General features: G+C 31.1%; 29 protein-coding genes and 1 pseudogene. 24 read left to right on the forward strand and 6 right to left on the reverse strand.

Annotation, left to right across the window (positions count from 1 at the left end; translation table 11 throughout):
* Window positions 1–8: 8 nt before the first annotated feature.
* The 3 genes and pseudogenes from ACQY44_RS19365 to ACQY44_RS19375 form a co-directional block, all read right to left on the reverse strand.
* A pseudogene (locus ACQY44_RS19365) lies at window positions 9–1,416 on the reverse strand (GspE/PulE family protein).
* The gene (locus ACQY44_RS19370; RefSeq protein WP_428231938.1) at window positions 1,417–1,893 is read right to left on the reverse strand and encodes a hypothetical protein; all 477 of its coding nucleotides are present in this window, start codon (window positions 1,891–1,893) and stop codon (window positions 1,417–1,419) included.
* Window positions 1,893–2,303, reverse strand: a complete 411-nt coding sequence (locus tag ACQY44_RS19375) for a prepilin-type N-terminal cleavage/methylation domain-containing protein (protein WP_428231939.1) — start codon at window positions 2,301–2,303, stop codon at window positions 1,893–1,895. Before ACQY44_RS19375 ends, ACQY44_RS19370 begins: the two co-directional genes overlap by 1 nt.
* A gap of 394 nt (window positions 2,304–2,697) precedes the next feature.
* Between ACQY44_RS19375 and ACQY44_RS19380 the strand changes: the two genes are divergently transcribed.
* Together ACQY44_RS19380 and ACQY44_RS19385 are read left to right on the forward strand one after the other, a co-directional pair.
* On the forward strand, window positions 2,698–3,156 hold the full coding sequence (locus ACQY44_RS19380; protein WP_428231940.1) for a hypothetical protein: 459 nt from the start codon (window positions 2,698–2,700) through the stop codon (window positions 3,154–3,156).
* A 19-nt stretch (window positions 3,157–3,175) separates the two neighbouring features.
* A complete protein-coding gene (locus tag ACQY44_RS19385) occupies window positions 3,176–3,640 on the forward strand; it encodes a hypothetical protein (RefSeq protein ID WP_428231941.1) in 465 nt (154 codons plus the stop codon).
* 69 nt (window positions 3,641–3,709) lie between these two features.
* Here the strand turns inward: ACQY44_RS19385 and ACQY44_RS19390 are convergent, their stop codons facing one another.
* From ACQY44_RS19390 to ACQY44_RS19400, 3 genes are all read right to left on the reverse strand, one after another.
* Window positions 3,710–4,036, reverse strand: a complete 327-nt coding sequence (locus ACQY44_RS19390; protein ID WP_428231942.1) for a hypothetical protein — start codon at window positions 4,034–4,036, stop codon at window positions 3,710–3,712.
* A 64-nt stretch (window positions 4,037–4,100) separates the two neighbouring features.
* On the reverse strand, window positions 4,101–4,409 hold the full coding sequence (locus tag ACQY44_RS19395; RefSeq protein ID WP_428231943.1) for a hypothetical protein: 309 nt from the start codon (window positions 4,407–4,409) through the stop codon (window positions 4,101–4,103).
* A gap of 2 nt (window positions 4,410–4,411) precedes the next feature.
* Window positions 4,412–5,413: a hypothetical protein gene (locus ACQY44_RS19400; protein ID WP_428231944.1), complete on the reverse strand. Its 1,002-nt coding sequence runs from the start codon at window positions 5,411–5,413 to the stop codon at window positions 4,412–4,414.
* 203 nt (window positions 5,414–5,616) lie between these two features.
* On the opposite strand from ACQY44_RS19400, the gene ACQY44_RS19405 reads away from it, so the two are divergent.
* From ACQY44_RS19405 to ACQY44_RS19510, 22 genes are all read left to right on the forward strand, one after another.
* Window positions 5,617–6,345, forward strand: a complete 729-nt coding sequence (locus ACQY44_RS19405; RefSeq protein ID WP_428231945.1) for a hypothetical protein — start codon at window positions 5,617–5,619, stop codon at window positions 6,343–6,345.
* 127 nt (window positions 6,346–6,472) lie between these two features.
* A complete protein-coding gene (locus tag ACQY44_RS19410; protein WP_428231946.1) occupies window positions 6,473–6,949 on the forward strand; it encodes a hypothetical protein in 477 nt (158 codons plus the stop codon).
* Window positions 6,950–7,187: 238 nt separating this feature from the next.
* Window positions 7,188–7,334 carry a hypothetical protein gene (locus ACQY44_RS19415; RefSeq protein WP_428231947.1) on the forward strand — a complete coding sequence of 49 codons (147 nt, stop codon included), beginning with the start codon at window positions 7,188–7,190 and terminating at the stop codon, window positions 7,332–7,334.
* 55 nt (window positions 7,335–7,389) lie between these two features.
* Window positions 7,390–8,352, forward strand: a complete 963-nt coding sequence (locus tag ACQY44_RS19420; RefSeq protein WP_428231948.1) for a hypothetical protein — start codon at window positions 7,390–7,392, stop codon at window positions 8,350–8,352.
* A gap of 4 nt (window positions 8,353–8,356) precedes the next feature.
* Entirely contained in the window at window positions 8,357–9,271 is a 915-nt protein-coding gene (locus ACQY44_RS19425) for a hypothetical protein (protein WP_428231949.1), read from the forward strand.
* A gap of 8 nt (window positions 9,272–9,279) precedes the next feature.
* Complete coding sequence (locus ACQY44_RS19430) at window positions 9,280–10,215, forward strand: hypothetical protein (RefSeq protein WP_428231950.1); 936 nt, start codon at window positions 9,280–9,282, stop codon at window positions 10,213–10,215.
* Between the two features lie 4 nt (window positions 10,216–10,219).
* Window positions 10,220–11,149, forward strand: a complete 930-nt coding sequence (locus ACQY44_RS19435; protein ID WP_428231951.1) for a hypothetical protein — start codon at window positions 10,220–10,222, stop codon at window positions 11,147–11,149.
* Between the two features lie 33 nt (window positions 11,150–11,182).
* Entirely contained in the window at window positions 11,183–12,148 is a 966-nt protein-coding gene (locus ACQY44_RS19440) for a hypothetical protein (RefSeq protein WP_428231952.1), read from the forward strand.
* Between the two features lie 6 nt (window positions 12,149–12,154).
* Window positions 12,155–13,087, forward strand: a complete 933-nt coding sequence (locus ACQY44_RS19445; protein ID WP_428231953.1) for a hypothetical protein — start codon at window positions 12,155–12,157, stop codon at window positions 13,085–13,087.
* Window positions 13,068–14,090, forward strand: a complete 1,023-nt coding sequence (locus ACQY44_RS19450) for a hypothetical protein (protein WP_428231954.1) — start codon at window positions 13,068–13,070, stop codon at window positions 14,088–14,090. The genes ACQY44_RS19445 and ACQY44_RS19450 overlap by 20 nt, the downstream gene beginning before the upstream one ends.
* Complete coding sequence (locus ACQY44_RS19455; protein WP_428231955.1) at window positions 14,087–14,980, forward strand: hypothetical protein; 894 nt, start codon at window positions 14,087–14,089, stop codon at window positions 14,978–14,980. The genes ACQY44_RS19450 and ACQY44_RS19455 overlap by 4 nt, the downstream gene beginning before the upstream one ends.
* A 9-nt stretch (window positions 14,981–14,989) precedes the next feature.
* A complete protein-coding gene (locus ACQY44_RS19460; RefSeq protein ID WP_428231956.1) occupies window positions 14,990–15,577 on the forward strand; it encodes a hypothetical protein in 588 nt (195 codons plus the stop codon).
* A gap of 9 nt (window positions 15,578–15,586) precedes the next feature.
* The gene (locus ACQY44_RS19465; protein ID WP_428231957.1) at window positions 15,587–16,525 is read left to right on the forward strand and encodes a hypothetical protein; all 939 of its coding nucleotides are present in this window, start codon (window positions 15,587–15,589) and stop codon (window positions 16,523–16,525) included.
* Between the two features lie 20 nt (window positions 16,526–16,545).
* On the forward strand, window positions 16,546–17,469 hold the full coding sequence (locus ACQY44_RS19470) for a hypothetical protein (protein ID WP_428231958.1): 924 nt from the start codon (window positions 16,546–16,548) through the stop codon (window positions 17,467–17,469).
* A gap of 3 nt (window positions 17,470–17,472) precedes the next feature.
* Window positions 17,473–18,531, forward strand: a complete 1,059-nt coding sequence (locus tag ACQY44_RS19475; protein ID WP_428231959.1) for a hypothetical protein — start codon at window positions 17,473–17,475, stop codon at window positions 18,529–18,531.
* 2 nt (window positions 18,532–18,533) lie between these two features.
* Complete coding sequence (locus ACQY44_RS19480) at window positions 18,534–19,514, forward strand: hypothetical protein (protein WP_428231960.1); 981 nt, start codon at window positions 18,534–18,536, stop codon at window positions 19,512–19,514.
* A gap of 4 nt (window positions 19,515–19,518) precedes the next feature.
* Window positions 19,519–19,998, forward strand: a complete 480-nt coding sequence (locus ACQY44_RS19485) for a hypothetical protein (RefSeq protein ID WP_428231961.1) — start codon at window positions 19,519–19,521, stop codon at window positions 19,996–19,998.
* Complete coding sequence (locus ACQY44_RS19490) at window positions 19,995–20,690, forward strand: hypothetical protein (RefSeq protein WP_428231962.1); 696 nt, start codon at window positions 19,995–19,997, stop codon at window positions 20,688–20,690. Before ACQY44_RS19485 ends, ACQY44_RS19490 begins: the two co-directional genes overlap by 4 nt.
* Before the next feature lie 77 nt (window positions 20,691–20,767).
* Window positions 20,768–21,283 carry a hypothetical protein gene (locus ACQY44_RS19495; protein WP_428231963.1) on the forward strand — a complete coding sequence of 172 codons (516 nt, stop codon included), beginning with the start codon at window positions 20,768–20,770 and terminating at the stop codon, window positions 21,281–21,283.
* Complete coding sequence (locus ACQY44_RS19500) at window positions 21,271–21,615, forward strand: hypothetical protein (protein WP_428231964.1); 345 nt, start codon at window positions 21,271–21,273, stop codon at window positions 21,613–21,615. Before ACQY44_RS19495 ends, ACQY44_RS19500 begins: the two co-directional genes overlap by 13 nt.
* Entirely contained in the window at window positions 21,597–22,073 is a 477-nt protein-coding gene (locus ACQY44_RS19505) for a PulJ/GspJ family protein (RefSeq protein WP_428231965.1), read from the forward strand. Before ACQY44_RS19500 ends, ACQY44_RS19505 begins: the two co-directional genes overlap by 19 nt.
* A complete protein-coding gene (locus ACQY44_RS19510; RefSeq protein ID WP_428231966.1) occupies window positions 22,063–23,199 on the forward strand; it encodes a type II secretion system F family protein in 1,137 nt (378 codons plus the stop codon). The genes ACQY44_RS19505 and ACQY44_RS19510 overlap by 11 nt, the downstream gene beginning before the upstream one ends.
* The last annotated feature ends 4 nt before the right edge of the window (window positions 23,200–23,203 follow it).

The raw sequence follows: 23,203 nt of genomic DNA on the forward strand, positions 1-23,203 counted from the left end.
GATTTTATTTATTTTACAATAGTAATGAAAAAAACTTCGTCAACCGAAGTAATTCCTTCTTTTATTAATAACAATGCGTTACGTTTTAATGTAAAAATGTCTTTCTCTTCTAAGTAATCATTAATATCTAATTGATTGTTTTTTTATTAAATTAGATAATTCTGAACCTATAGGCAGGATCTCATAAATGGCTTTTCTTCCAGAATAACCAGTATGATAACAGTGCTCACATCCTACAGCCGTATGATGCGAAGTTAAGTCATTTGGAATCTCAAAACCACTTGGAAAAATTTCCGGATTAATTGTTTCTTCTGTTTTGCAAGAATTACAAAGCTTACGAACCAGTCTTTGTGCAACACTAATGTTCAGCGTACTTGCAATTAAGAATGATGGTATGCCCATATCAATTAATCTTGAAACTGTTGCCCAAGCCGAATTTGTATGTATTGTAGACAAAACAAGATGCCCCGTTAAGGCAGCACGAATTGCCATATTGGCGGTATTAACATCACGTATCTCCCCTACCATTATAATATCGGGATCTTGTCGTAAAAAAGTCCTTAGAGTAGCTGCAAAATCAAGTCCGATATTTTCTTTTAACTGCACCTGATTGATTCCCTCAAGCGTATATTCTATTGGATCTTCTACAGTTAAAATATTGGTGTTAGGAACGTTTAGCCTTTTTAAAGTGGCATACAAAGTGGTCGTTTTTCCAGAACCGGTTGGCCCAGAAATAAGTACAATTCCATTTGGACGCTTTATGTTTTCTAGATATGCTGCTAGTTCTTTATCAGTAAAACCAAGAGAGTTTATATCGATATGGCTGGTATCTTTACTTAAAATACGCAGCACGACTTTTTCGCCATGTAAAGTGGGCAAAACAGAAACACGAACATCAAAATCCTGATAATCTGTCACCATCGTAATACGTCCATCTTGAGGTAATCTTTTTTCAGAAATATCAAGCTGTGCACGAATCTTAATTTTATTTACGATAATAGGATATTCTTCTACCGAAATATGAAACTGTTCTTTTAACTTACCGTCTAAACGAAAACGAACTCTTGCATTTTTCTCATACGGTTCAAAATGAATATCACTGCTTCCTATTTCTTTGGCATTCAAAACAATCTTTTCCAAAAAATCAGAAGTGTAATGGATCTCCGAAACATTATTAGAAGTTTTTCTATAATTGGTACTTAAAAAACGGTTTATATTTTCTGTAGAATCGGTTTCTAACTGAACCTGAAAACTAAGTAAAATACTTAATTCATTCTGCAGACTTACAACATCAGACGCGTCCGTTTTTAAGATTACAGTGTTCTGATCTTTTCCAACCGGAATTATCCTGTAATAATAAGCTTGTTCTGATTTTACAAGCTGCTGAAATTCTATTGGAATATCAAAATTCTCCATCTAATAAGCATATAAAAAAGCGTTGTTAAAGCAAAACGAAACTGCATAAACAACACCAAAAAAAAGTGACATATAACCCGCTAAAGGAACTGTTGCCTGCTCTTTTTTATTATTTAAAACTATATGCAAAATCAAAGAAAATACAAGAGAAAAAACAAATAAAACAAGAAAGGAAACGATAGAAAAAGTGCCGGCTATAAAAAGAAAAAATAGAATATCTCCTATTCCAATTGTGTTTTTAAAATCTAAATTTCTGAATTTAATATAAAGTTTGCTAACCAATAAAATTAAAACTACAAATAATAAATTAAATCCTAAGTTAGTCAGGGCAATTGAAACCGGAAGATTTTGTAATTGAATTGCAAATGCTAAAACGCCTATAATTGGGTATAAAAACCAGTAAACCAAACGACTTTTAAAGTCTTGGTACAATACAAAAGCAAATACAATTACTAATATTAATTTTAAATACCACATTAATCATTTGTAATTTGTTTTGGAACGCCATTCTGATCTATTTCCCAAACATTAAAAACACCATTTCCATTAAAATCAGTAATGGCTGTTGCCTTTACTTTAAACTCATTATTGCTTGAATGTACAATTTCATACACATAGTTGGCGCTTCCGTTTTCTTTTGTCGTTTTCGGTGCTTCAAAATCTATTTCGGTAAAATTAGGGCTGTATTTAGAGTACATAAAATAGTACTGTTTTTCAGCATTATAAATCGCCTTTAGCTGTACCTGAGCCTCTACACTTTTGGCTTTTGTAATTAACGGCATTAGGTTTGGCAAAGCAATTAAAAGCAATATTCCGATGATTGCAAGAACAATCAACATTTCCTGAAGATTGAAAGACGGCAGTTTTTTAAATAGATTTTTCTTCAAAACAAAATATAAATTAATTTTTACAAATATATCTTTTTTATCGAGAAAACAAAGAGGGTAAACATGAGAATTAATTTGTTAAGAAAAGTTTAAAAATATTAAGAAAATCACTCAAATATTGCAATCAAAAGTTTTAAATAATTATTCTTAAAAAACAAACGGATAATTAACAAATTACCAAAAGTTTTATTTTTAGAAAAGTTTTTTATTATGTACACTAAAAAGTTTCACTATTTCTTTATCACATTTCAAGTATTTTTACGCATTATGCAAAAACTATTTGATAATTATAGAGACTCTAAATTCACTACAAAATAAATACCGCTTTTTATTTAAGATATACTATGGTAAATTTGAAACAATGTTTTACTGAAATTATTAAATAAAAAATTATATGACACCTAAAAACTTCTTAATTATATTATTCGTTTTGATTTTACAAAGCTGTAACATGGGAACATCTGAAACTTGGGAAAATGAAAATATTGAAAAAGAAAAAAGAGAAGAAATCAAACTTTTAAATGATAAATTATTTAATGCAATAATGAATAATGATATTGCTGGAGTCAAAGCATTAATGTCTGATAAATTGCTTGAAACAGCTGGTAGTGATATAGACAAATTGATTTATAACGTTAGTAGTTCTTTTAAAAGTAATAGCTACAAAATTCTTGATCAGTATAATGTCCAAAATTCAACTACTGGTGCAAATAATATTTTAACATCTGATTCTAAAAATAAGGATTATTCAATTAGTTATCTAGCTTTAAATAAAGAAACGTATATTTCTTTATTGCTTCCAAATGGGCTTGAGAACAAACTGTTGATTACTGTCATAATATGGCAATTATGATGATCAATGGAAAATAAATATGTTAAATTTTGGACAATATAGTTTACTAAATAAAACAGCACCTGATCATTATAATTTAGCGAAAGAAAGCTACAATAAATCATATTTAATAGATGCAGTAAATTACATAAGTTTGTCTAAGCAATGCTTAAAACCTGCTAATGAAGTTTTCAAATACAAAAAAGAAAAGGAAATAAATGACTTTTACAATAAAACTATAAATGAAGCCAACTCAAAGTTCACCTTTCCTGTTACTATTGAAGATATAGATACTAAACCAAAAATTTTTAGAATTTTTCCTCAAATGACACCCGAAGGTTATTTCCCAATGGTATACTATCTATCCACTATAAATTTAGATAATAAAACAGCTTTAAAAATTGAAAATGATAAAAAATATGTTTTTTATTGGGTCTTCAATGAAATGCCCAATGGCCAGAAATTAGTAGAACATTACGGTTTTATTGATCAGCTAAAAAAGTAAAAACAGCAAAGCCCTCAAAAACTATTATTTTAAGGGCTTTGTTTAAATTTAAACAATATTTAAATATATTTATTCTATGTCATTCTTTTTGTAAAATTTATACTTTCCATTTTCCTTCCTGTAAACAATAAAAGATCGAGCATTTGATTTTTTTGAAATAGAATCTCCTACTTTCAGATCAAAATTATCCTTAAATGTAGAATCAATCCTCAACCCATTTTGTAAATAAAACTCGGTCGTTCTTAATTGCCAATTATTTCGCTTTATAATTATACTGTTTACTTCTAACGATATAAATTTTTTATTCAATTGATTATTATATACAAGAAAAACAGCAACTCCGCAAATGACGATAAATAATGGCAAAATTCTAAAAGGGTTTATTTTTTTTTTCATACTTATTTTAATTGAAAAATTGGCTTAACTACAGGAGTATATTGATACGTTGCCTGAACATTTATTACTGATCAGCAACTTCTGTTTTCTGATTAAAATATCCACCGTTGGGATTATGGCCAATTTGATATCTCTTTGTAAGTTTTCCTGGGCTGAATTGCGAATTATAAAAAGAGGTAACTGTCACTTCTATCCATCCCCAGATAGGAATATTCGGAAATTGAATATTTACTGCCTGATTTGCAGTCCCGTTTGGAAACATTGGAGTTGTGAGCGTAAAATCAAAATTATTACCTGTTTGTGAATACAATGAAAAATTTAAAAACAATGTAATAAGAATTGTACCTAAAATATTTTTTCTAGTCTTATGCATTTTTATTTTGTTTTTAATTTTTGAATCTCATTTTGCAATTCCTCAACTTTAATACAAATCGCAGCATTACTTTTTTCTTGATTTTTTAAAACCTCGATTTCTTTATTCTGATGAATAATATAAAGTGTAAGTTCCTCAATTTTCTGTAATAGTTTTGAGTTCATTTCTCCTAAAGAAATTCCATTTTTTAGAACTTCTTCTTCACTTGGGATATTTTCTAAATGTCCTTTTTCAGTAATGTGCTTTTCGACTTCTTGAAGTGTGGGTAAACTATATTCTTTTTTGAAAACAAAATCAGACCATTTTTCCACATCAACTTTTACTTCTCTCGCATGGATTGTTCCGTTTACATCTAATTTGTTATTTGGTTTTGCTATTCCCATACCTACATTTCCGGTATTAAATACTAAATCAGATCCATTATTCTGCCAGTTACCTTGAGCAGTCGCTAGTAAGCCTGCATAAGGATAAGTTGCTTCTGGATGTATAAAAAACAATTCAGAAATCCCAACGGTTCCATTTCCACCATTATAATCTTGACCGCTGTAAAATGTAAATTTCAGTTTAGTATACCCTCCGACAACCGGAATTCTAACCGAAAAATTAAAACCTCCATAATCAACAGTTGAATAATCTGCTATAATTCTCCATGTGTTGGCAGAATTGTATTCATCATAACCTTCTATCTTAAACCGAGTCGCCGGAAGATATCGCGTTGTCCATCCAACCCACGCTCCTGCTTGAGTATGCAGTGCTGATAAACCTTCAATTAAAATAACAGATGGATTGCTAGGAGTAATACCTGAAATGTAGAAAGGACTCATCCCGCCGTCAAATAACGCTGGAAGATGAACTGCTGGTCCTTGTTGTGTTACTGTATAACGTGTAGTAGCATTAAATAGAGTATTATGCTCCCAGCCCACTGGAGTTAAATTAGTTGAAAACGTTTGACCATTTATAATCTGACATAATAAAAATGCAAAACAGAGTATTGTTTTTTTCATAATTAGGTTTTAAAAATAGAAATCAAATGTAAGATATTACTTGACAATAGATTGTTTTTCTGTTGAAATAAAAGATTTTTTTTAACAATATATTACATCCATTTTATTAGATTTGTTAAATTAATGATAATAGAAATAATCTGTCAAAATTCATTTTTAATTGTTATTAAAATTCACATCTTTCATTTATAAAACAGCGCATTATGTTAAAAAAAATTGTTGTCTTGATAGTCTTAATCTGCAGTGCATGCCAGACAACCAAAATAAAAAATGACAACTACAAATTCTCTTCTTCAGTAGTAGAATTGGGGAGTATCGGGACATCGAAACTATCATACAACTTAAATACATTTGAAACAAAGGGACTTCCTAAACTTGAAAATAATATTAGAGTAGAAATTGGGGTTGTGCCTTATAATAAAAAACTAAATAAGATTTATAAATCGAAAGCCAAATACAATCAAAACCAAACTAAGGTTGCTTTTATAGACAGTCTTCCAATTAAACCAGAATTGGTAACGATTAAAATTTTGGATGTCGCAGGTCTTGTTCAGGAAATAAACGCCGATTATAATGCGTCTCTTTTAAAACTATTAACAGACACTCAGGGGTTAAAAATAATCTCAAGTCTTGCTGTAAGTTTATCTAATGAAGAAATCGCTAAAATACGACAAGCCGATGCTTATTATTTAACCAATAATCAATACAAAAAATATACAATTGCTTTGTTTAAAAGTGGAAAAAAAACAGACAATATTGATATAAACCCAGAAACAATTGTGGCGTATCAGGTAAGCTCTTTTTGCTGGGTAAAATCAATTAAAGGCACTTGGAATATTGCCGATATAATAAACGAACAAAACAGCTGTACCGGAATAACAAAAAGTAAAGCAAACGAGAAAAAAAGCAATAAAGATTTGTTTGATATGTAATGGCCTCGGCATTTTGTTTTTAAAATTATAAATTAAGACTATTCTAAAAAATCATGAATAAAATTTCACTTAAGTATTTTTTCCCTTTTCTTTCTTCTTTCTTTTTTTTTCTTGTGAAGAAATACTAATGGTCGACGATATAACCAAAAAGGAAGTATCATTAACTGCTCCGGCAAACAATGCTATTCTATCAACATCGGGAGTAACATTTTCTTGGGAAACTGTTGAAGATGCAGATAAATATCAGCTTCAAATTGCAATTCCAAGTTTTGAAGCGGCACAGCAGATAGTCCTTGACACCGTAGTTTCAAAAAACTCTTATACGCAGCAACTAAATATTGGAAAATACGAATGGAGAATAAGAGCAATTAATAGTGCCTATGAAACCGTATATACTAAAAGAAGTTTTGAAATTTTAAATAATGATGATTTCCAAAACAATACTGTTGTATTATTAACTCCAAGTAATAATTTAATTACTAAAACGGCGTCACAAAAATTATCCTGGGATGCTATAATTGGAGCAACAAATTATCAGATTCAGGTTTTAGATGAAAACAACACTTTAGTAAAAGATCAGACTTCTGAAACAACAGTTTCTTAATTTTACTTTTGATGAAGGAAAATACACTTGGAAAGTACGAGCAAGTAATGGTACTGAACAAACGCTTTATACTTCGAGATCAATTACAGTAGATACTAAAGTTCCAAATACCCCTACTCTATCTAGTCCATTAAACGCAAGTACTACCACTAACAAAAGCATAAATTTTCAATGGAGCAGAACTGCTGTTCCCGGAAGTGCCGAAAGAGACAGTATATATGTCTATACAGAAAGTGCCTTGACAAATTTAAACTTTAAAGATCGAGGCACAAGTCCGTATAATAAAACTATGACTGCAGGAACTTATTACTGGTTTGTAAAGTCATTTGATGATGCCGGAAACCAAAGTGCGAGAAGTACTGTTTTTAATTTTACTATAAATTAGAATCCTTTGAGAAGTCTCTTTTATCTATTTACCCAACCCAAAAATTAAAATTTTTATGAAAAAAATAATTTCATTAGTAACCGTTTTTCTTTGCATGAATTTTGCTGCAACAGCACAAAACACAACTTTTGATAATGTTAGTCTTGGCACTAGTTATCCTGCATATGGTGTTCAGCTAAAAGCAAATTTCCCTGGGTATACTGGAGGTTGGGGGCGTGCCTATTTTATTACTAACGAATCTGGCAGTCAGTCTTTTTTTACATTTGGCTCAACTGGTTTTGTTACGAATGGAATTGCAAATATTTCAAGTAATTTTATAGGTAAAGATCTAACTACAAGATACATGACATTTTTACCTAATGGTAATATAGGCATTGGAACAGAGAATCCTCAATATGTTTTTCAGATAGGTAATTATAATAATAACTATAATTATAAATTAAGTATTCCTGGTGCCTACAATTTTGAAGAAATAAGATTAGGTCAGTACGGAAACGGAAGAACAGGATTAGAAATGATAACTCATACAAACCTAACTAACTCATTTGGAGTAAGATTGTATGCCGGTACTGATACTGGTACGAATGGCTTACTTATTCAAACCGCTGACCCTGTTGACTCAGAACAAAAATTAGTCTATACAACAAAATTATCAATAGGTGTAAATGGAAATGTAGGCATTGGTACACCAAATGCAAGCTCAAAACTTACCGTTGCTGGAAATATTGAATCGCGTGAAGTAAAAGTAACAGTTGATGCCGGAGCCGATTTTGTTTTTGAAAACAACTATGATCTTCCGTCCTTAGAATCTGTAGATAAATTCATTAAAGAAAATAAACATTTACCGGAAATTGCTTCTGCAAAAGAAATGCAAAAAAACGGTATTAATTTATCTGAAATGAATATCAAACTTTTACAAAAAGTGGAAGAGCTAACGCTATATATTATCGATATGAAAAAGGAAAATGAAAAACAAAACGATAAAATATTGGCTCTTGAAAAGAAACTAAAAAACTAAACCAATGTATAAAAAGAACAAACTATTTCATTTTCTGTTATTACTTTTTCCTTTTTTTATAAATGCACAAGTCAGTACAGTTGCCGGTGACTATAAAATTATAGATATCGCCTATAATGAAAACAATGATTATACTCGAAACTTAATTTTACTTCACGAAATGTACAATGGAAGTTTAATAGGCATGAACAACGCTGTTGGAACACTAACTGCTTATCGAGGTACTTCGGCTTCTTATAACAGAATAAATATTGTAGAAATAAATTCTCTATCAGCATATAGTTCAACTTCGGCCACACTAAGATCTGCAGATAATAATGGTAATTGGGCACTAAAAACTTGTATTTATAATGGCAAGAGATATCTTGCTGTTGATGTCCCTTATGCTGCAGCCTATCACGACCGGGGATTCAAATTTGCAGGATGGACAACATCTACAGGCGAAAACATGAAATCTGTTCGATATGAAGTTAGTGGACAACCTGTAAATACAAACATTCTTTCGGAAATTCAAAATTATGTTCCCGATATGAACGAAACCCATTTGGTAAATAACTTTTTGGTAATGGGAAATAATGTTGGTATCGGAACAATGAATCCAGACGAAAAACTTACCGTAAAAGGAAAAATCCATACGCAGGAAGTGCGTGTTGATATGACTGGAGCGTTAGTTCCTGATTATGTTTTTGAAAATGATTATAAACTTAAAACTTTACCAGAAGTTGAAGAATTTATAAAAGAAAACAAACATCTGCCAGAAATTCCATCGGCTAAAGAAATAGAGAAAAATGGATTAATGCTGGCCGAAATGAACATGGCGCTATTAAAAAAGATGGAAGAAATGACGTTGTACATGATTGAACAAAATAAAAAAATTGAAAATCTAGAAAAGAAAATCGAAACAATCCTAACTAAATAATCCTTAAAATGAAAAGAAAATTACTTTTACTGTTTACCGTTTTATTTTTTATTCAACTTTCTGCTAAATCAAATAGTTTAGTATATGCAACAGAATATGAAAGCAGTGTTACTTTCCCTGCAGGATATATTGTTGGCGATTATATCGAATTTTTAAGTGTAAATCCGGCTTCGGCAGGAGCCAGTGGTTATTATCAAATCTCGATAAATTATACAAGAGGAAATGTTGCTTCGGCAGCAACTCATGTTGCCTCAATATCTCATTCTAACCCCGCTTTATGGAGAGAAGCCGGAAGAGTAAACAATAATCCTTATGTAGGATCTGGGGTTAATTTTACTATTGATTGTAACACACAATATGCAAATCCCCGATTTAGAATAAGAGCAATAAATACTTTAGGAATAAATACTCCTATTACTGTTTATATCAAGGTAACTTCTTTAAATACAAATGGTACTTTTACTGCTTTAAATACTACTGGAAACGACACAACCGTTTCTAAATTCGTACCAATGACTTCTGATTGGGATTTATATGTTGGAAATGTTTTTGTAGCAGATGGTGCAACTCTTGCCATAAAAGCCATACAAAATGGAAACGTGGGAATTGGTACCGCGATTCCAGACGAAAAACTAACAGTAAAAGGAAAAATCCATACACAAGAAGTACGAGTTGATATGACTGGAGCGTTAGTTCCTGATTATGTTTTTGAAAATGATTATAAACTTAAAACTTTACCAGAAGTTGAAGAATTTATAAAAGAAAACAAACATCTGCCAGAAATTCCATCGGCTAAAGAAATAGAGAAAAATGGCTTAATGCTGGCAGAAATGAACATGGCGCTATTAAAAAAGATGGAGGAAATGACACTCTATATGATTGAGATAAAAAAGGAGAATGAAGAAATGAAAAAAGATATCTCAGAATTAAAACTAAAAAAATAACTTCATGAAAAAACTATATTTTTTATTCTCTTTGATTTTTATTTCAACAATAAATCATGCTCAGGTAACAAGCAGTTTTAGTGTTGGAGGAGACATTAATAAATTTTATCCCGTTACTTTTTATGATGGAGGATGGGCATATAATGTCCCTACAAATTTAATTTTAGGCAGAAGTTATGTCCATACTGATTCTTCTTGGAGAGGCTCACTTATGGCAACTTTCGAATATCATGTTACTGAATGGGGAAATAACTCCGAATTTATTACTGCCAAAATAACCCCTTCAAATTCAGTTTACGGTTCACATACTAACTTTATTGCTGCTTGGAAAGATGCATCTATCTCTAATAGTGAACGCAGAATTATCATTTGGCTTCGTGGTGGATCAACTACATATTATTGTCAATCCAACTATGCCGTAAACCCAGTAGTATATGATGGTATTCAAAATGCACTTCCCTACAATGAAGTAAATGGCCCTGCACACAACTATAAAACTACGATAGATGAATATGCTACAACAACAGGAACTTATCAAGGTCGAAATGCTTATTTCGCTTCTAATGTAGGTATTGGAACATTATCTCCAGACGAAAAACTTACTGTAAAAGGAAAAATTCATACACAAGAAGTAAGAGTTGATATGGCTGGACCGTTAGTTCCTGATTACGTTTTTGAAAATGATTATAAACTTAAAACTTTACCAGAAGTTGAAAGTTATATTAAAGAAAACAAACATCTTCCAGAAATTCCATCGGCAAAAGAAATAGAGAAAAACGGCTTAATGCTGGCCGAAATGAACATGGCGCTATTAAAAAAGATGGAAGAAATGACACTATATATGATTGAACAAAATAAAGAGTTAAAAACATTAAAAGAACAAATTAAGAATCAGGATAACGAAATTCAGCTTCTTAAAAATCAATCCAAATAACTCCATTTAATTTTAATAAAACATAATACCACGATGAAGAAAAAGTTCTTACTGATATTAATCTCTTTGTTTACCACCTCATTTATGGTATCTCAAAATGATATAAATCAAAACGGGTTAAAAACTACAGTTATTACGGGTTTAATAGCAAATGAGACACAAGCTAAGAGATACGAAATAGCATCTATTGGATACAATTCAGTTCATTGGCAAGTTGGAGGACTAGTTATTATAGAACTTTTTCAAATATCTTATGGAACAGGATATGAAAAATACATTATTGAAAATGGATTTCTTCAAGGTGTTAATTCTGGATCTCCAATACTTAAACTGGTTGAATCACATGGTATATATCATTCGGGAAAAATTGAAATTGGCACACCTACTGATTTAACAACAACGCTTGGAGGAGCAATTAATAAACAATTACCAATATTTTTAGACGTAAGATATTATGCTAACTACAAAATCAAGTTTACCTATTTACAAGAAAAGGTTGAGAATGTAACTGATTCAAATCAGATTAAAATAAGTCAAACTCCAAATTCAACAAATATCCCTGATTTTTCGGCTTCAACTGCTTTAGGTCTTAACTTAAATATTAGTGGAAACGGAAATCACTACATCCAAAATGGAAACTTAGGTATTGGCACAACAGTTCCAGATGAAAAACTTACCGTAAAAGGAAAAATCCATACTCAGGAAGTACGGGTTGATATGACTGGACCGTTAGTACCTGATTACGTTTTTGAAAATGATTATAAACTTAAAACTTTGCAAGAAGTTGAAAGTTATATTAAAGAAAACAAACATCTTCCAGAAATTCCATCGGCAAAAGAAATAGAGAAAAACGGCTTAATGCTGGCCGAAATGAACATGGCGCTATTAAAAAAAATGGAAGAAATGACACTATATATGATTGAAATGAAAAAGGAAAATGAGATTCTTAAAAACAATCAAAAACTACTTGAACAAGAATTTAAAAATTTCAAAAAATAATAGACCATGAAGAAAATATTACTTATCAGCTTATTAATCATTTTTTCAAAGCAAAGTTTTGGGCAAACATCAGGAAGTTTTAGTGTTGGCGGAGATCTTGATAAATTTTATCCTGTTACATTTTATGATGGTGGGTGGGGATCGAATGTAGCAACAACTTTAAAATTAGGAAGAAGCAGTGTTCATACTGATTCAGATTGGAGAGGAAGTTTAATCGCCTCTTTTCAGTACCACGTTTCGAACTACGGACATGGTTCATCCTTTGTAGATGCTGATATAAAACCATCAAACGGTTTAATGAGTAGTTTTATTAGTGGGTGGCGAGATGCCACAGCAAATGGAACTTGCGTATGTGTAATAATATGGCTGCGTGGTGGTGGTACAAGTTATAATTACCAATCTAATTATTCCGTTTTTCCAACTGTTTATGACGGTGTACAAAATTCATTACCATTTAATGAAGTAAATGGTCCTGTTCATAATTTTAAAACTACAATCGATGAATATGCTACAACAACAGGTGTTTATCAAGGTCGAAATGCTTATTTCGCTTCGAATGTTGGCATTGGAACATTATCTCCAGATGAAAAACTTACTGTAAAAGGCAAAATTCATACTCAGGAAGTTCGTGTTGATATGGCTGGGCCGTTAGTTCCTGATTATGTTTTCGAAAATGATTATAAACTTAAAACTTTGCAAGAAGTTGAAAGTTATATTAAAGAAAACAAACATCTTCCAGAAATTCCATCGGCAAAAGAAATAGAAAAAAATGGCTTAATGCTGGCCGAAATGAACATGGCGCTATTAAAAAAAATGGAAGAAATGACACTGTATATGATTGAAGTGAAAAAGGAGAATGAAAAACAAAATGAAGAAATAAAAGCTTTAAAAAATAAATTTTATACAAACGAACTTGAACATGAGAATAAGAATAACTAGATTATTAACTATTTTTTTTATTTCCATAAATGCGTTTTCTCAACAAATAGGTGATGGAAAAGCAATTGGCATTACAGATTTAACAACTCCATTAAAATCAGGGGTATATGAAGCCATTAATCCCGTAGGTACAATTCCTGATTTGACCTATAACGGTTGGCAACATTTACTTGTTATGAGACATTCTAATGAAGTAAATAATCATGAATTACAAATTGCCTCAAGTTTTAGTTCTAATGATAGGTTATTTTTCAGGAAAGCAGCAAACTACACATTAACTTCAATTGATCCTACTTGGAATGAAATTGCAACACGCGGAAAGAATAATTTTGTTGGTGATCAAAATATAAGTGGCAATTTAGGCCTTGGCACTACCACTCCTTCATTTTATCAACATGGAGGAAATAATAAAGTAGTTGAAATTAGTAATTCGAATACTATTATAAATTCTCAATCCCATTTCGTTATATCAACAGGTTCCACACTTTCAAACTCATCTGTTGGAAGTATTACTTGGGCGATGCCAAATGTTACATCTGCAAATAAGGGCCTAGCGTATCTAGGTGTTGTTACTGGAGCAAATTCAACCGCAACAAATCCATCTTCATCTATTGTATTTGCGACTAGAAACACTTCTGAAGACAATTGGAAAGCAAATATGATATTATCTGATACTGGCAATTTAGGTATTGGTACTTTAACACCAACTTCCAAACTTACTGTCGCAGGAAACATAACTTCCAGAGAAGTAAAAGTAACAGTTGATGCCGGAGCTGATTTTGTTTTCGAAAACGATTACAACCTACCTTCATTAGAATATGTAGATCAATTCATCAAAGAAAATAAACATCTACCCGAAATTGCTTCTGCCAAAGAAATGAAACAAGACGGAATCAATTTATCTGAAATGAATATCAAACTTTTGCAGAAAATAGAGGAAATGACCTTGTATATGATTGAAATGAAAAAGGAAATCGAATCATTAAAAAAAACAAGAAAATGAAAAAACTTACCTCTTTAATATTTCTAATTATATCGTTTAGTGCTTTCTCACAAATTAACTCTCCAAATGGAGTTAATATATTTACTTATAACGGCTTGGCAGATATTATTTTTCGATTTCCAGAAAGAGGATCTGGCGGAAGAGCCTTTGTACATGCAGATAACAATATTTTATCGTTAAACTTTGAAAGCGATTTTAAGGGTGGTACCAGGATTGGCAATGATGTATTCTTTAAAGACAATGGAAACTCATATATTTATTCAGGAAATTTTGGAATCGGAACAACAAATCCAAACTCAAGATTAGATTTAGGTTCTGGATATGGAACAAGTGGTGCTAAATTTCTTATTTATAATGATGATTCAACATCTGAATTATCAGGAACTAAATGTGGATTTTATATGGATAATTTTACTTCTAATAATTTAAATTTAGTTTTTCCTGAAGAAATTACTGTTCCGGGATTATTTACTATTTCTGCAAAAAACACTTCAGGTGTTACTTTAAAACCTTATTTTTCTATTGCAGGTATAACTGGAAACGTAGGCATAGGAATAACAAATCCAAAAAATAAGTTAGATGTAAAAGGTACAATTCATTCTCAGGAAGTAAAAGTAGATATGACAGGCTGGGCTGATTTTGTCTTAAAAAAAGAATACAATTTACCAACACTTGAAGAAGTTGCAAAGCATATCACTGAAAAAGGGCATTTAGAAAATATCCCTAACGAAGAAGAAGTCCTGAAAAACGGAATTAATTTAGGCGAGATGAATGCTAAGCTGCTTCAGAAAATTGAAGAATTGACCCTTTATTTAATTCAACAAAATAAAAAAATAGAACAACAAAACGAAAGAATACTATCTTTTGAACAAAAGCTATCTTCTAAATAATTCATAAAAATGAAAGCAAAATCGATATCAATAATTATTTTACTTTTTACCACAATAACCTCATTTTCCCAGCAAATTAATGGTTCAGAATTAAATTTATACAATTATTCTAAAGACGAGAATGCTTTAGGACAAAGATGGGCAATTTATAATATGACTGGTGTTTATGGAAATAGCTTACAATTTTGGATTTATGATAAATTAGGCTGTCAGCCAGGCGGAATGTGCGATAATCGATTTACCATTTCCGATAATGGAAATGTAGGTATTGGAAAGATGGTTCCGAATTTTAAACTAGACGTAAACGGAACAATACACTCCAAAGAAGTAAAGGTTGATATGATTGGCTGGTCAGATTTTGTCTTAAAAAAAGAATACAATTTACCAACACTAGAGGAAGTTGAAAAACATATCAATAAAAAAGGTCATTTAGAGAATATTCCAAGTGAAGAAGAAGTCCTGAAAAACGGAATTAATTTAGGAGAAATGAATGCTAAATTATTACAGAAAATTGAAGAATTGACACTCTACATGATTAATCAGAATAAAAAAATTAATGATTTGGAACAACGATTAGAAAAATCAGAGAAAAAATAAGAATAGAAAATGAGAAAAAAGACAGTATTATCTATCGGTTTATTGTTATTAGTTAACGGAACCAGTTTATTAGCGCAAAGCTTAACCCCTACTTCTGAAATATCTACAGCAGGTTCTGCAGATGCATTTAAAGGCGGATATACTTTTTCGTATGCAACATCTGGAACTCCCTGGAATGGGGCTTTAATAAGTTTTGGTGGTTTTCAATACAATAATTACGATTGTCAGATAAGTTCAGATTATGGCCCAAATGGAGGTAATCATATATCCTATAGAACTAAAAATGGAGATAAAAATACTTGGAATTCATGGAATGAATTAGCCACCCGAGGATCTAATTATTTTACAGGAAATCAAAGTATCGCAGGGAATTTAGGAATTGGTACAGATAATCCAAATAGTAAACTTGAAATAATTGGATCTTCTCAGTTAGGCTACGAAGTAGGAACTCTAAAATTAAAAAGTGCTACTGTCAATCAATTTATGTATTTTGGTTATGATGATCAATATTCTGCAGGATATATACAAAGCGTTAGACCCGGAACTGATCAACAAAATATACTAATAGCACCTGCAGGTGGCAATGTAGGTATAGGAACAAAATCTCCTGACGCTAGACTTGCAGTCAACGGAACAATTCATTCAAAAGAGGTTAAAGTAGATCTAAATGGCTGGTCAGATTTTGTATTTAAGAAAGAATATGATTTACCTACACTTGAACAAGTAGAGAAACATATTAATGAAAAAGGACATCTAGAATATATTCCTAGTGAAGAAGAAGTCTTAAAAAATGGAATTAATTTAGGGGAAATGAATGCTAAATTACTTCAGAAAATAGAAGAATTGACTTTGTATTTGATCGATCAAAACAAACAACTCAAAACACAAAACGATCAGATTCAGTTACAAAATAAAGAAATACAATTATTAAAAAAAGTAAAAGAATAAAAACAACTTACTAACAAATCATGGCTAAAAATCTAATTATATTGGTTATTTTTTTTGTGACTTTTAATATTTTTTCACAAATAAATTCAGAACAAAATGGTTTAAAATCAACTGTAACAGGTGTATTCTCTGCTGATGCAACTCAGGCAAAAAGATATGAAATAGCATCAGTTGGTTATAACTATTTTCACTGGCAAACGGGAGGTATTATTATTATAGAACTTTTTCAAGAATACTACGGGACCGGATATGAGAAGTATATTATTGAAAATGGATACGCACAAAATAGTGATGTATCTTCAACTTTATTAAAATTAACTGATTCACATGGTTTGGTTCATTCCGGAGTAATTAAATTAGGTACACCTACAAACTTATCTTCAAGCACCGGCGATTATATTAACAAGCGACTACCTATTTATCTAGACGTAAGATATTATGCAAGATATAGGGTTAAAATTAGCTATTTACAACAAAAAGTAGATATTATTACAGATGTAAATCAGATCAAAATAGATCAAAATCCTACTGGGGTTAATATTGCTGACTTTGGAGAACCAAGTGATTTAAATTATGATTTAAAAATAAGCGGAACAGGAAATCATTACATAAAAAATGGTAATGTAGGCATTGGTACAACAAATCCAACTTCAATGCTCACCGTTGCAGGAAACATTGCTTCACGTGAGGTAAAAGTATCAGTTGATACTGGTGCTGATTTTGTTTTTGAAAACAATTATAATTTACCTTCTTTAGAATCTGTAGATAAATTCATTAAAGAAAACAAACATTTACCTGAAATAGCTTCGGCAAAAGAAATGCAAAAAGACGGGATTAATTTATCTGAAATGAATATCAAACTCTTGCAGAAAATTGAAGAGATGACGCTTTATATGATCGAAATGAAAAAAGAAATCGAATTACTAAAGAAAAACCAAAAATAAACAATGAAAAAATTAGTCTGCATTTTATTCATCATAACATTGAATGCATTTTCACAAATTCTCTCACCAAGCGGAAATAATATTTTTTATTACAACGGTGCAGCCGATGTTATTTTTAAGTATCCAGAAAGAGGTTCAGGAGGAAGGGCTTTTGTACATGCAGATCAGAATGTTTTATCCCTAAACTTTGAAAGTGACTTTAAAGGAGGAACAAGAATTGGAAATGATGTTTATTTTAAAGACGGAGGAAATTCATTTGTATACTCCGGAAATTTTGGTATTGGCTTAAGCAATCCAGAAACCAGATTACATGCCAATGGTGCATTAACTATTGGTAGTGAAAGTGTAAATGCAAACACTACAAAAATATTTCTGAAAAATCCAGCAGGAAAAACCTGGGCCATAAGTTCCGGGGCAAATATGATAACTGAATCTAGTTTTTCAATTTACAATTGGTCAGAGAATCAATCTACACCTTATTTTCATATATCTAATAATGGAAATGTTGGTATTGGAACTTATCAGCCAAACGTTCCCTTAACTGTTTATGGTGTTTCTAATTTTTTTCCGGCCAGAATTGGAAGTGGAGATGCAAGATCATTAGAGATTAGCAATACAGCTAATTTTGCAACATTTGTTAATAATCAATATCCCGTTTTCTTAAAAACAGGTTCAGGAGATCAACCTCTCGTTTTAGATGCTGCCAGAGTTGGTATTGGTACAGCAAATCCATCTTCAATGCTAACAGTTGCAGGAAATATTGCTTCACGCGAAGTAAAAGTTACTGTAGATGCTGGTGCTGATTTCGTTTTTGAAAATGATTATAATCTACCATCTTTAGAATCTGTAGATAAATTTATTAAGGAAAATAAACATTTACCCGAAATTGCATCGGCTAAAAAAATGCAAAAAGACGGAATCAATTTATCTGAAATGAATATTAAACTTTTGCAGAAAATTGAGGAAATGACGCTTTATATGATTGAAATGAAAAAAGAGAATGAGAAACAAAACGAAGAAATAAAAAATCTTAAAGCTCTAATATCATCCAAAACGAAATAAATATGAGAATAAAAGCAGTAACAATATCTCTACTCCTATTTGGATTCATTTCTTCTGCTCAACAAATTGGTAATGGATACGCTTTGGAAATAACCGATTTTTCGGCACCTTTAAAATCAGGAGCTTATCAAGGATCATTACCAAACGGTCTGAATCCTGACACTCAAGTCTACTCATGGCAGCATTTATTTGTAATTAGACACTCTAATGATGCAAATAATCATCAGCTGCAACTCTCTTCATCGTATGCGATGAATGATCGTTTATTTTTTAGAAAAATTGCAGGAAGTCTTGATCCAAAAAATCCTGAGTGGATAGAACTGGCGACTAGAGGAAGTAATACTTTTAATGGAAATCAAAGTATCAATGGAAATTTACTAATAGGAAATTCTATCGTTTCAAATTCCAAATTTGAAGTTACTGGTGGCGGAATAACAACATCATTGACCAATATAAATAGTACCCTAACACAATGTATTAATACAGCTAATCCCGCAATTAGCATGGGCTTTGGATATTTGAATTCTGATATGCCATTTATACAATCTTTTAATAGCACTACTTTATCCGCCAATTCTCTAAATATAAATCCATTTGGTGGCAATGTTGGAATTGGCGTTACAAATCCATTAAACAAACTCGATGTCAAAGGAACCATACATTCTCAAGAAGTAAAAGTTGACATGACTAATTGGTCTGATTTTGTTTTCAAAAAAGAATATAATTTACCCACTCTTGAAGAAGTTGAAAAACATATTGCTGAAAAAGGTCATTTACAAAATATTCCAAGTGAAGATGAGGTTTTAAAAAACGGAATTAATCTTGGAGAAATGAATGCTAAACTGCTTCAAAAAATTGAAGAATTGACATTATACTCTATTCAACAAAATAAAAAAATTGAAGAGCAGTCAAAAGAAATTGAAACATTAAAAGCTTTAGCTTTGCGAGTAGCAAAAATCGAGAAAGAATTGAATCAAAAATAAATTAATGAAAAACAAAAAAAACATATATATCCTTTTGCCCCTCGTTTTATTTGTCTGGGGCGCTGTCTTGTTCCAAGTATTTTCATTTACAAAATCTGATGAAATAACTCCTGCCGATAATCCTGAATTTACTATTAAACCTCTTAAGATTAATAAAAGAGAATCATTTGCTATTAATGTAAATTATAGAGATCCTTTTTTAGGAAAAATGTATAATCCAGAAACTGTTTCTCATGTTAAAACAAATAAGAGCATTAAAAAAGTTGTCAAAAAACCAGAATTAGTTTGGCCTAATATTGTCTATAAAGGTTTAATTGCAGATTCAAAAGGTAAAAACACCCTTTTCATGCTTATCATAGATAATAAAAATTATTACATGAAAATTGGGGAAACTGAAAATGAAATTTTTCTTAAAAGCGGTGATAAGGAATCTATTTACGTAAAATACAAAGGAAATCTTAATCTTATAATGCTTCAGGATTGAGATTAAAACTTAAAATAAAATCTGGCGCTTTACAATTTACAGTTTTTATAGCTGTATTAATTGCTTTGCTTTTAGCTGGCTTGGTTTTGTATGCGTATACTTTTATTTACATGAAAGAGCAATCGAAAGGTGCTATCGAAAACATACAAATCGCCGATATTGGTATTCAGTCACTTTTAGAACAAAAGGAATTAAATACTGATACTGCTCAAATTGATTTTGTTAAAAAAGAAAATCAAATTATAAAAACTCATTTATCGCAATGGGGAGTATTTCAAAAAGGAATTACAGTGACACAATTTCGTAAAAAGAAATTTACCAAAACTGCTATAATTGGATCTCTTCTCCTTGCAGATAAAACCCCTACTCTATTTCTACAGGAAACGCATAATGCCCTTACCGTTGTTGGCAATACTAAAATTACGGGTATGGCTTATTTACCAAAACAAGGTGTCAATTCAGGTTATATTGCAGGAAACAGTTATTATGGTTCGCAATTAATTTATGGCCGTATTGAAAAAAGCACTGAAGAGCTTCCAAAATTGGGAAAAACTTTTCTGGATGCGATAAATTTTTATATAAAAGAATATAAAATTAACCGTCAGGAAGACTACATCAACTTAAACTCTGGAATTAGGATTCTAAATTCTTTAAAGAAAAAACAAAAGGTTTTTATTCTGAAAATGCCATAACATTAGAAAATAGAATAATTTCAGGAAACATTATAATTAAATCAGAAACAGCTATTAGGGTAAGGAAAACTGCTTTATTGAATGATATAATTTTAATTGCCCCAAGTATAGAAATTGAAGACGAAACTATGGGAAACTTCCAGGCAATTGCTTCAAAAAAAATCACCTTAGGAAAAAAATGCAATTTAAGCTATCCATCGGCATTGCTTTTATTTCAGGACAATAAAAACGATTCTGATAATAACTCCAATTATAACAGCTTATTAGAAAATCAAATTTTTATAGGCGAAGGAAGTTCTTTAAAAGGCTGTGTAACGTATTTCCAGACAAAAGAAAAACCCGATTTTAAAACCCAAATCATATTAGAAAAAGATTCAAAAATAAAAGGTCAGGTATATTGCAATGGAAATTTTGAAATAAAAGGCACCGTTTCCGGATCCGTTTATACGAAACAATTTGTTGCGAATCAGGCGGGTTCGATTTTCATGAATCACGTCTATAATGCCACTATCGAAAATGAGACTGTACCTGCAATTTATGGAGGCATAATTTTAGAACAAGAACCTAAAACTGTTTTGAAATGGTTATACTAAAAAAAGTAAAATCGGCGACATTAGTCGAAGCCATTGTGGCTACAGTTTTGGTGGTCATTATTTTCGTAATTGCTAGTTTAATATTAAACAATTTAGTCTTAAATACTTTTTCGAAAAACACACACAATGTAGAAACCAGAATAAACGAACTGGAATATGAAATTCAAAACAATGCCATAAAATTACCTTATCAGGAAAATTTTAAGAATTGGGATATTAGTATTGAATTAGAAACCATTTCTACAAAAAAAACAATTTCAATTTCGGCAGTAAATAACATTTCTAAAAAAGAAATTAAAAAACAACAAATGATATGGCTGCAGGAAAATTAAAATCATTTACACTTTCAGAATTAATAGTGGTTATGATTATAACAGCCATTGTGGTTGGTATGGCATTTAGTGTTTTACGAATTGTTCAAAAACAAATTCATACCATTCAGAATAATTTTGAAAAAACAAGCACTTTAGCCCTTTTCGAACAAAAGCTGTGGCAGGACTTTAATGAACCGCATATTACCATATATGATAGTTCTAAACAGTTATTAATAATGACTTCAGAAATCGACACTGTAACTTATTCTTTTCAGGAAAAGTTCAGCATGCGAAATCGCGATACTATTAAATTAAAAATTATTCCTAAAAAAGCTTTTTTTAGAGGAAAAGAAATTAGCAGCGGACAAATAGATGCGCTGTCAATATTTGCAGAAACAGAATTACCGGATTATCAAATTTTTGTTTCAAAAAAAAATGATTTAACCTTTTTTATGAATCAGGAAAATGGCCTTTAAAATAGAAAACACCCCAAATAAAAAAACGATTCAATCTGCAAACCCAAGCAGTATTGAAAGTTTGTTAAAAAAAGAAATCACGCTTTTTGGCGACAGCTTTAATAATAAAAAGAAACAGGCTTTTTATCTGGAACTTGCCGTATTATTAAAAGCAGGTGTTAGCTTTAAGGAAGGATTATCATTGATTATTGAATCATTAAAGAAAAGTGCCGATAAAGATCTAATTCAGACGATACTAAATAATGTTGTAAACGGAATGCCTTTTTCTGAAGCATTGCGAAAATCAAAATCGTTTACTGAATATGAGTATTATTCTATTCAAATTGGTGAAGAAACAGGAACAACAGCACAAGTATGTCAGGAACTTGGTCATTTTTTTGAACGCAAAAACGAACAAAAAAGAATTATAATTGCTGCACTAACCTACCCTTCTATTGTATTAAGTACAGCTGTTTTAGTCGTAGTTTTTATGTTGAGTTATGTAGTGCCTATGTTTCAGGATATCTTCAAACAAAACAATATGGAGCTTCCGTTTTTGACCCAGTTAATTGTAAAACTTTCTGTGTGGACTAAAACTTACGGGCTTTATTTTTTACTGGGAATAATCATCTTCATTTTTTCGACTCAGTTTTTTAAGAACAACCATAAATACAAAAAAGCACTGCATTATTTTTTAGTAAAAGTTCCTGTATTAGGCGCATTCATGACAAAAGTTTATCTGGCACAATTTACTCAGGCTGTAACGTTGCTGACTACTGCCAAAGTTCCGTTGTTAAACAGTATTCAAATGGTAAAAAAGATGATTCATTTTGTACCTCTTCAGGAAGCCCTCGAACAGGTCGAAAACAGTATTTTAAAAGGAAACAGCTTAAGCGCAAGTTTAAAAAATACTCCTCTCTTTGATAACCGAATTATTTCCCTTGTAAAAGTTGCCGAAGAAACCAATCAAACAGAGTATGTTTTTAAACAATTAAGCGAACAATATAATCAGGAAGTTGTGCAGCAATCTAAAGTGATGACAACGGTATTGGAACCGTTTATTATTCTTTTTGTTGGAGTATTAGTTGCCGTTTTATTAGTAGCAATGTATTTGCCAATGTTCCAGTTGAGCAGCGCGATTGGATAATCAT

Source organism: Flavobacterium sp. (assembly GCF_965277525.1).
Taxonomy (GTDB): Bacteria; Bacteroidota; Bacteroidia; order Flavobacteriales; family Flavobacteriaceae; genus Flavobacterium.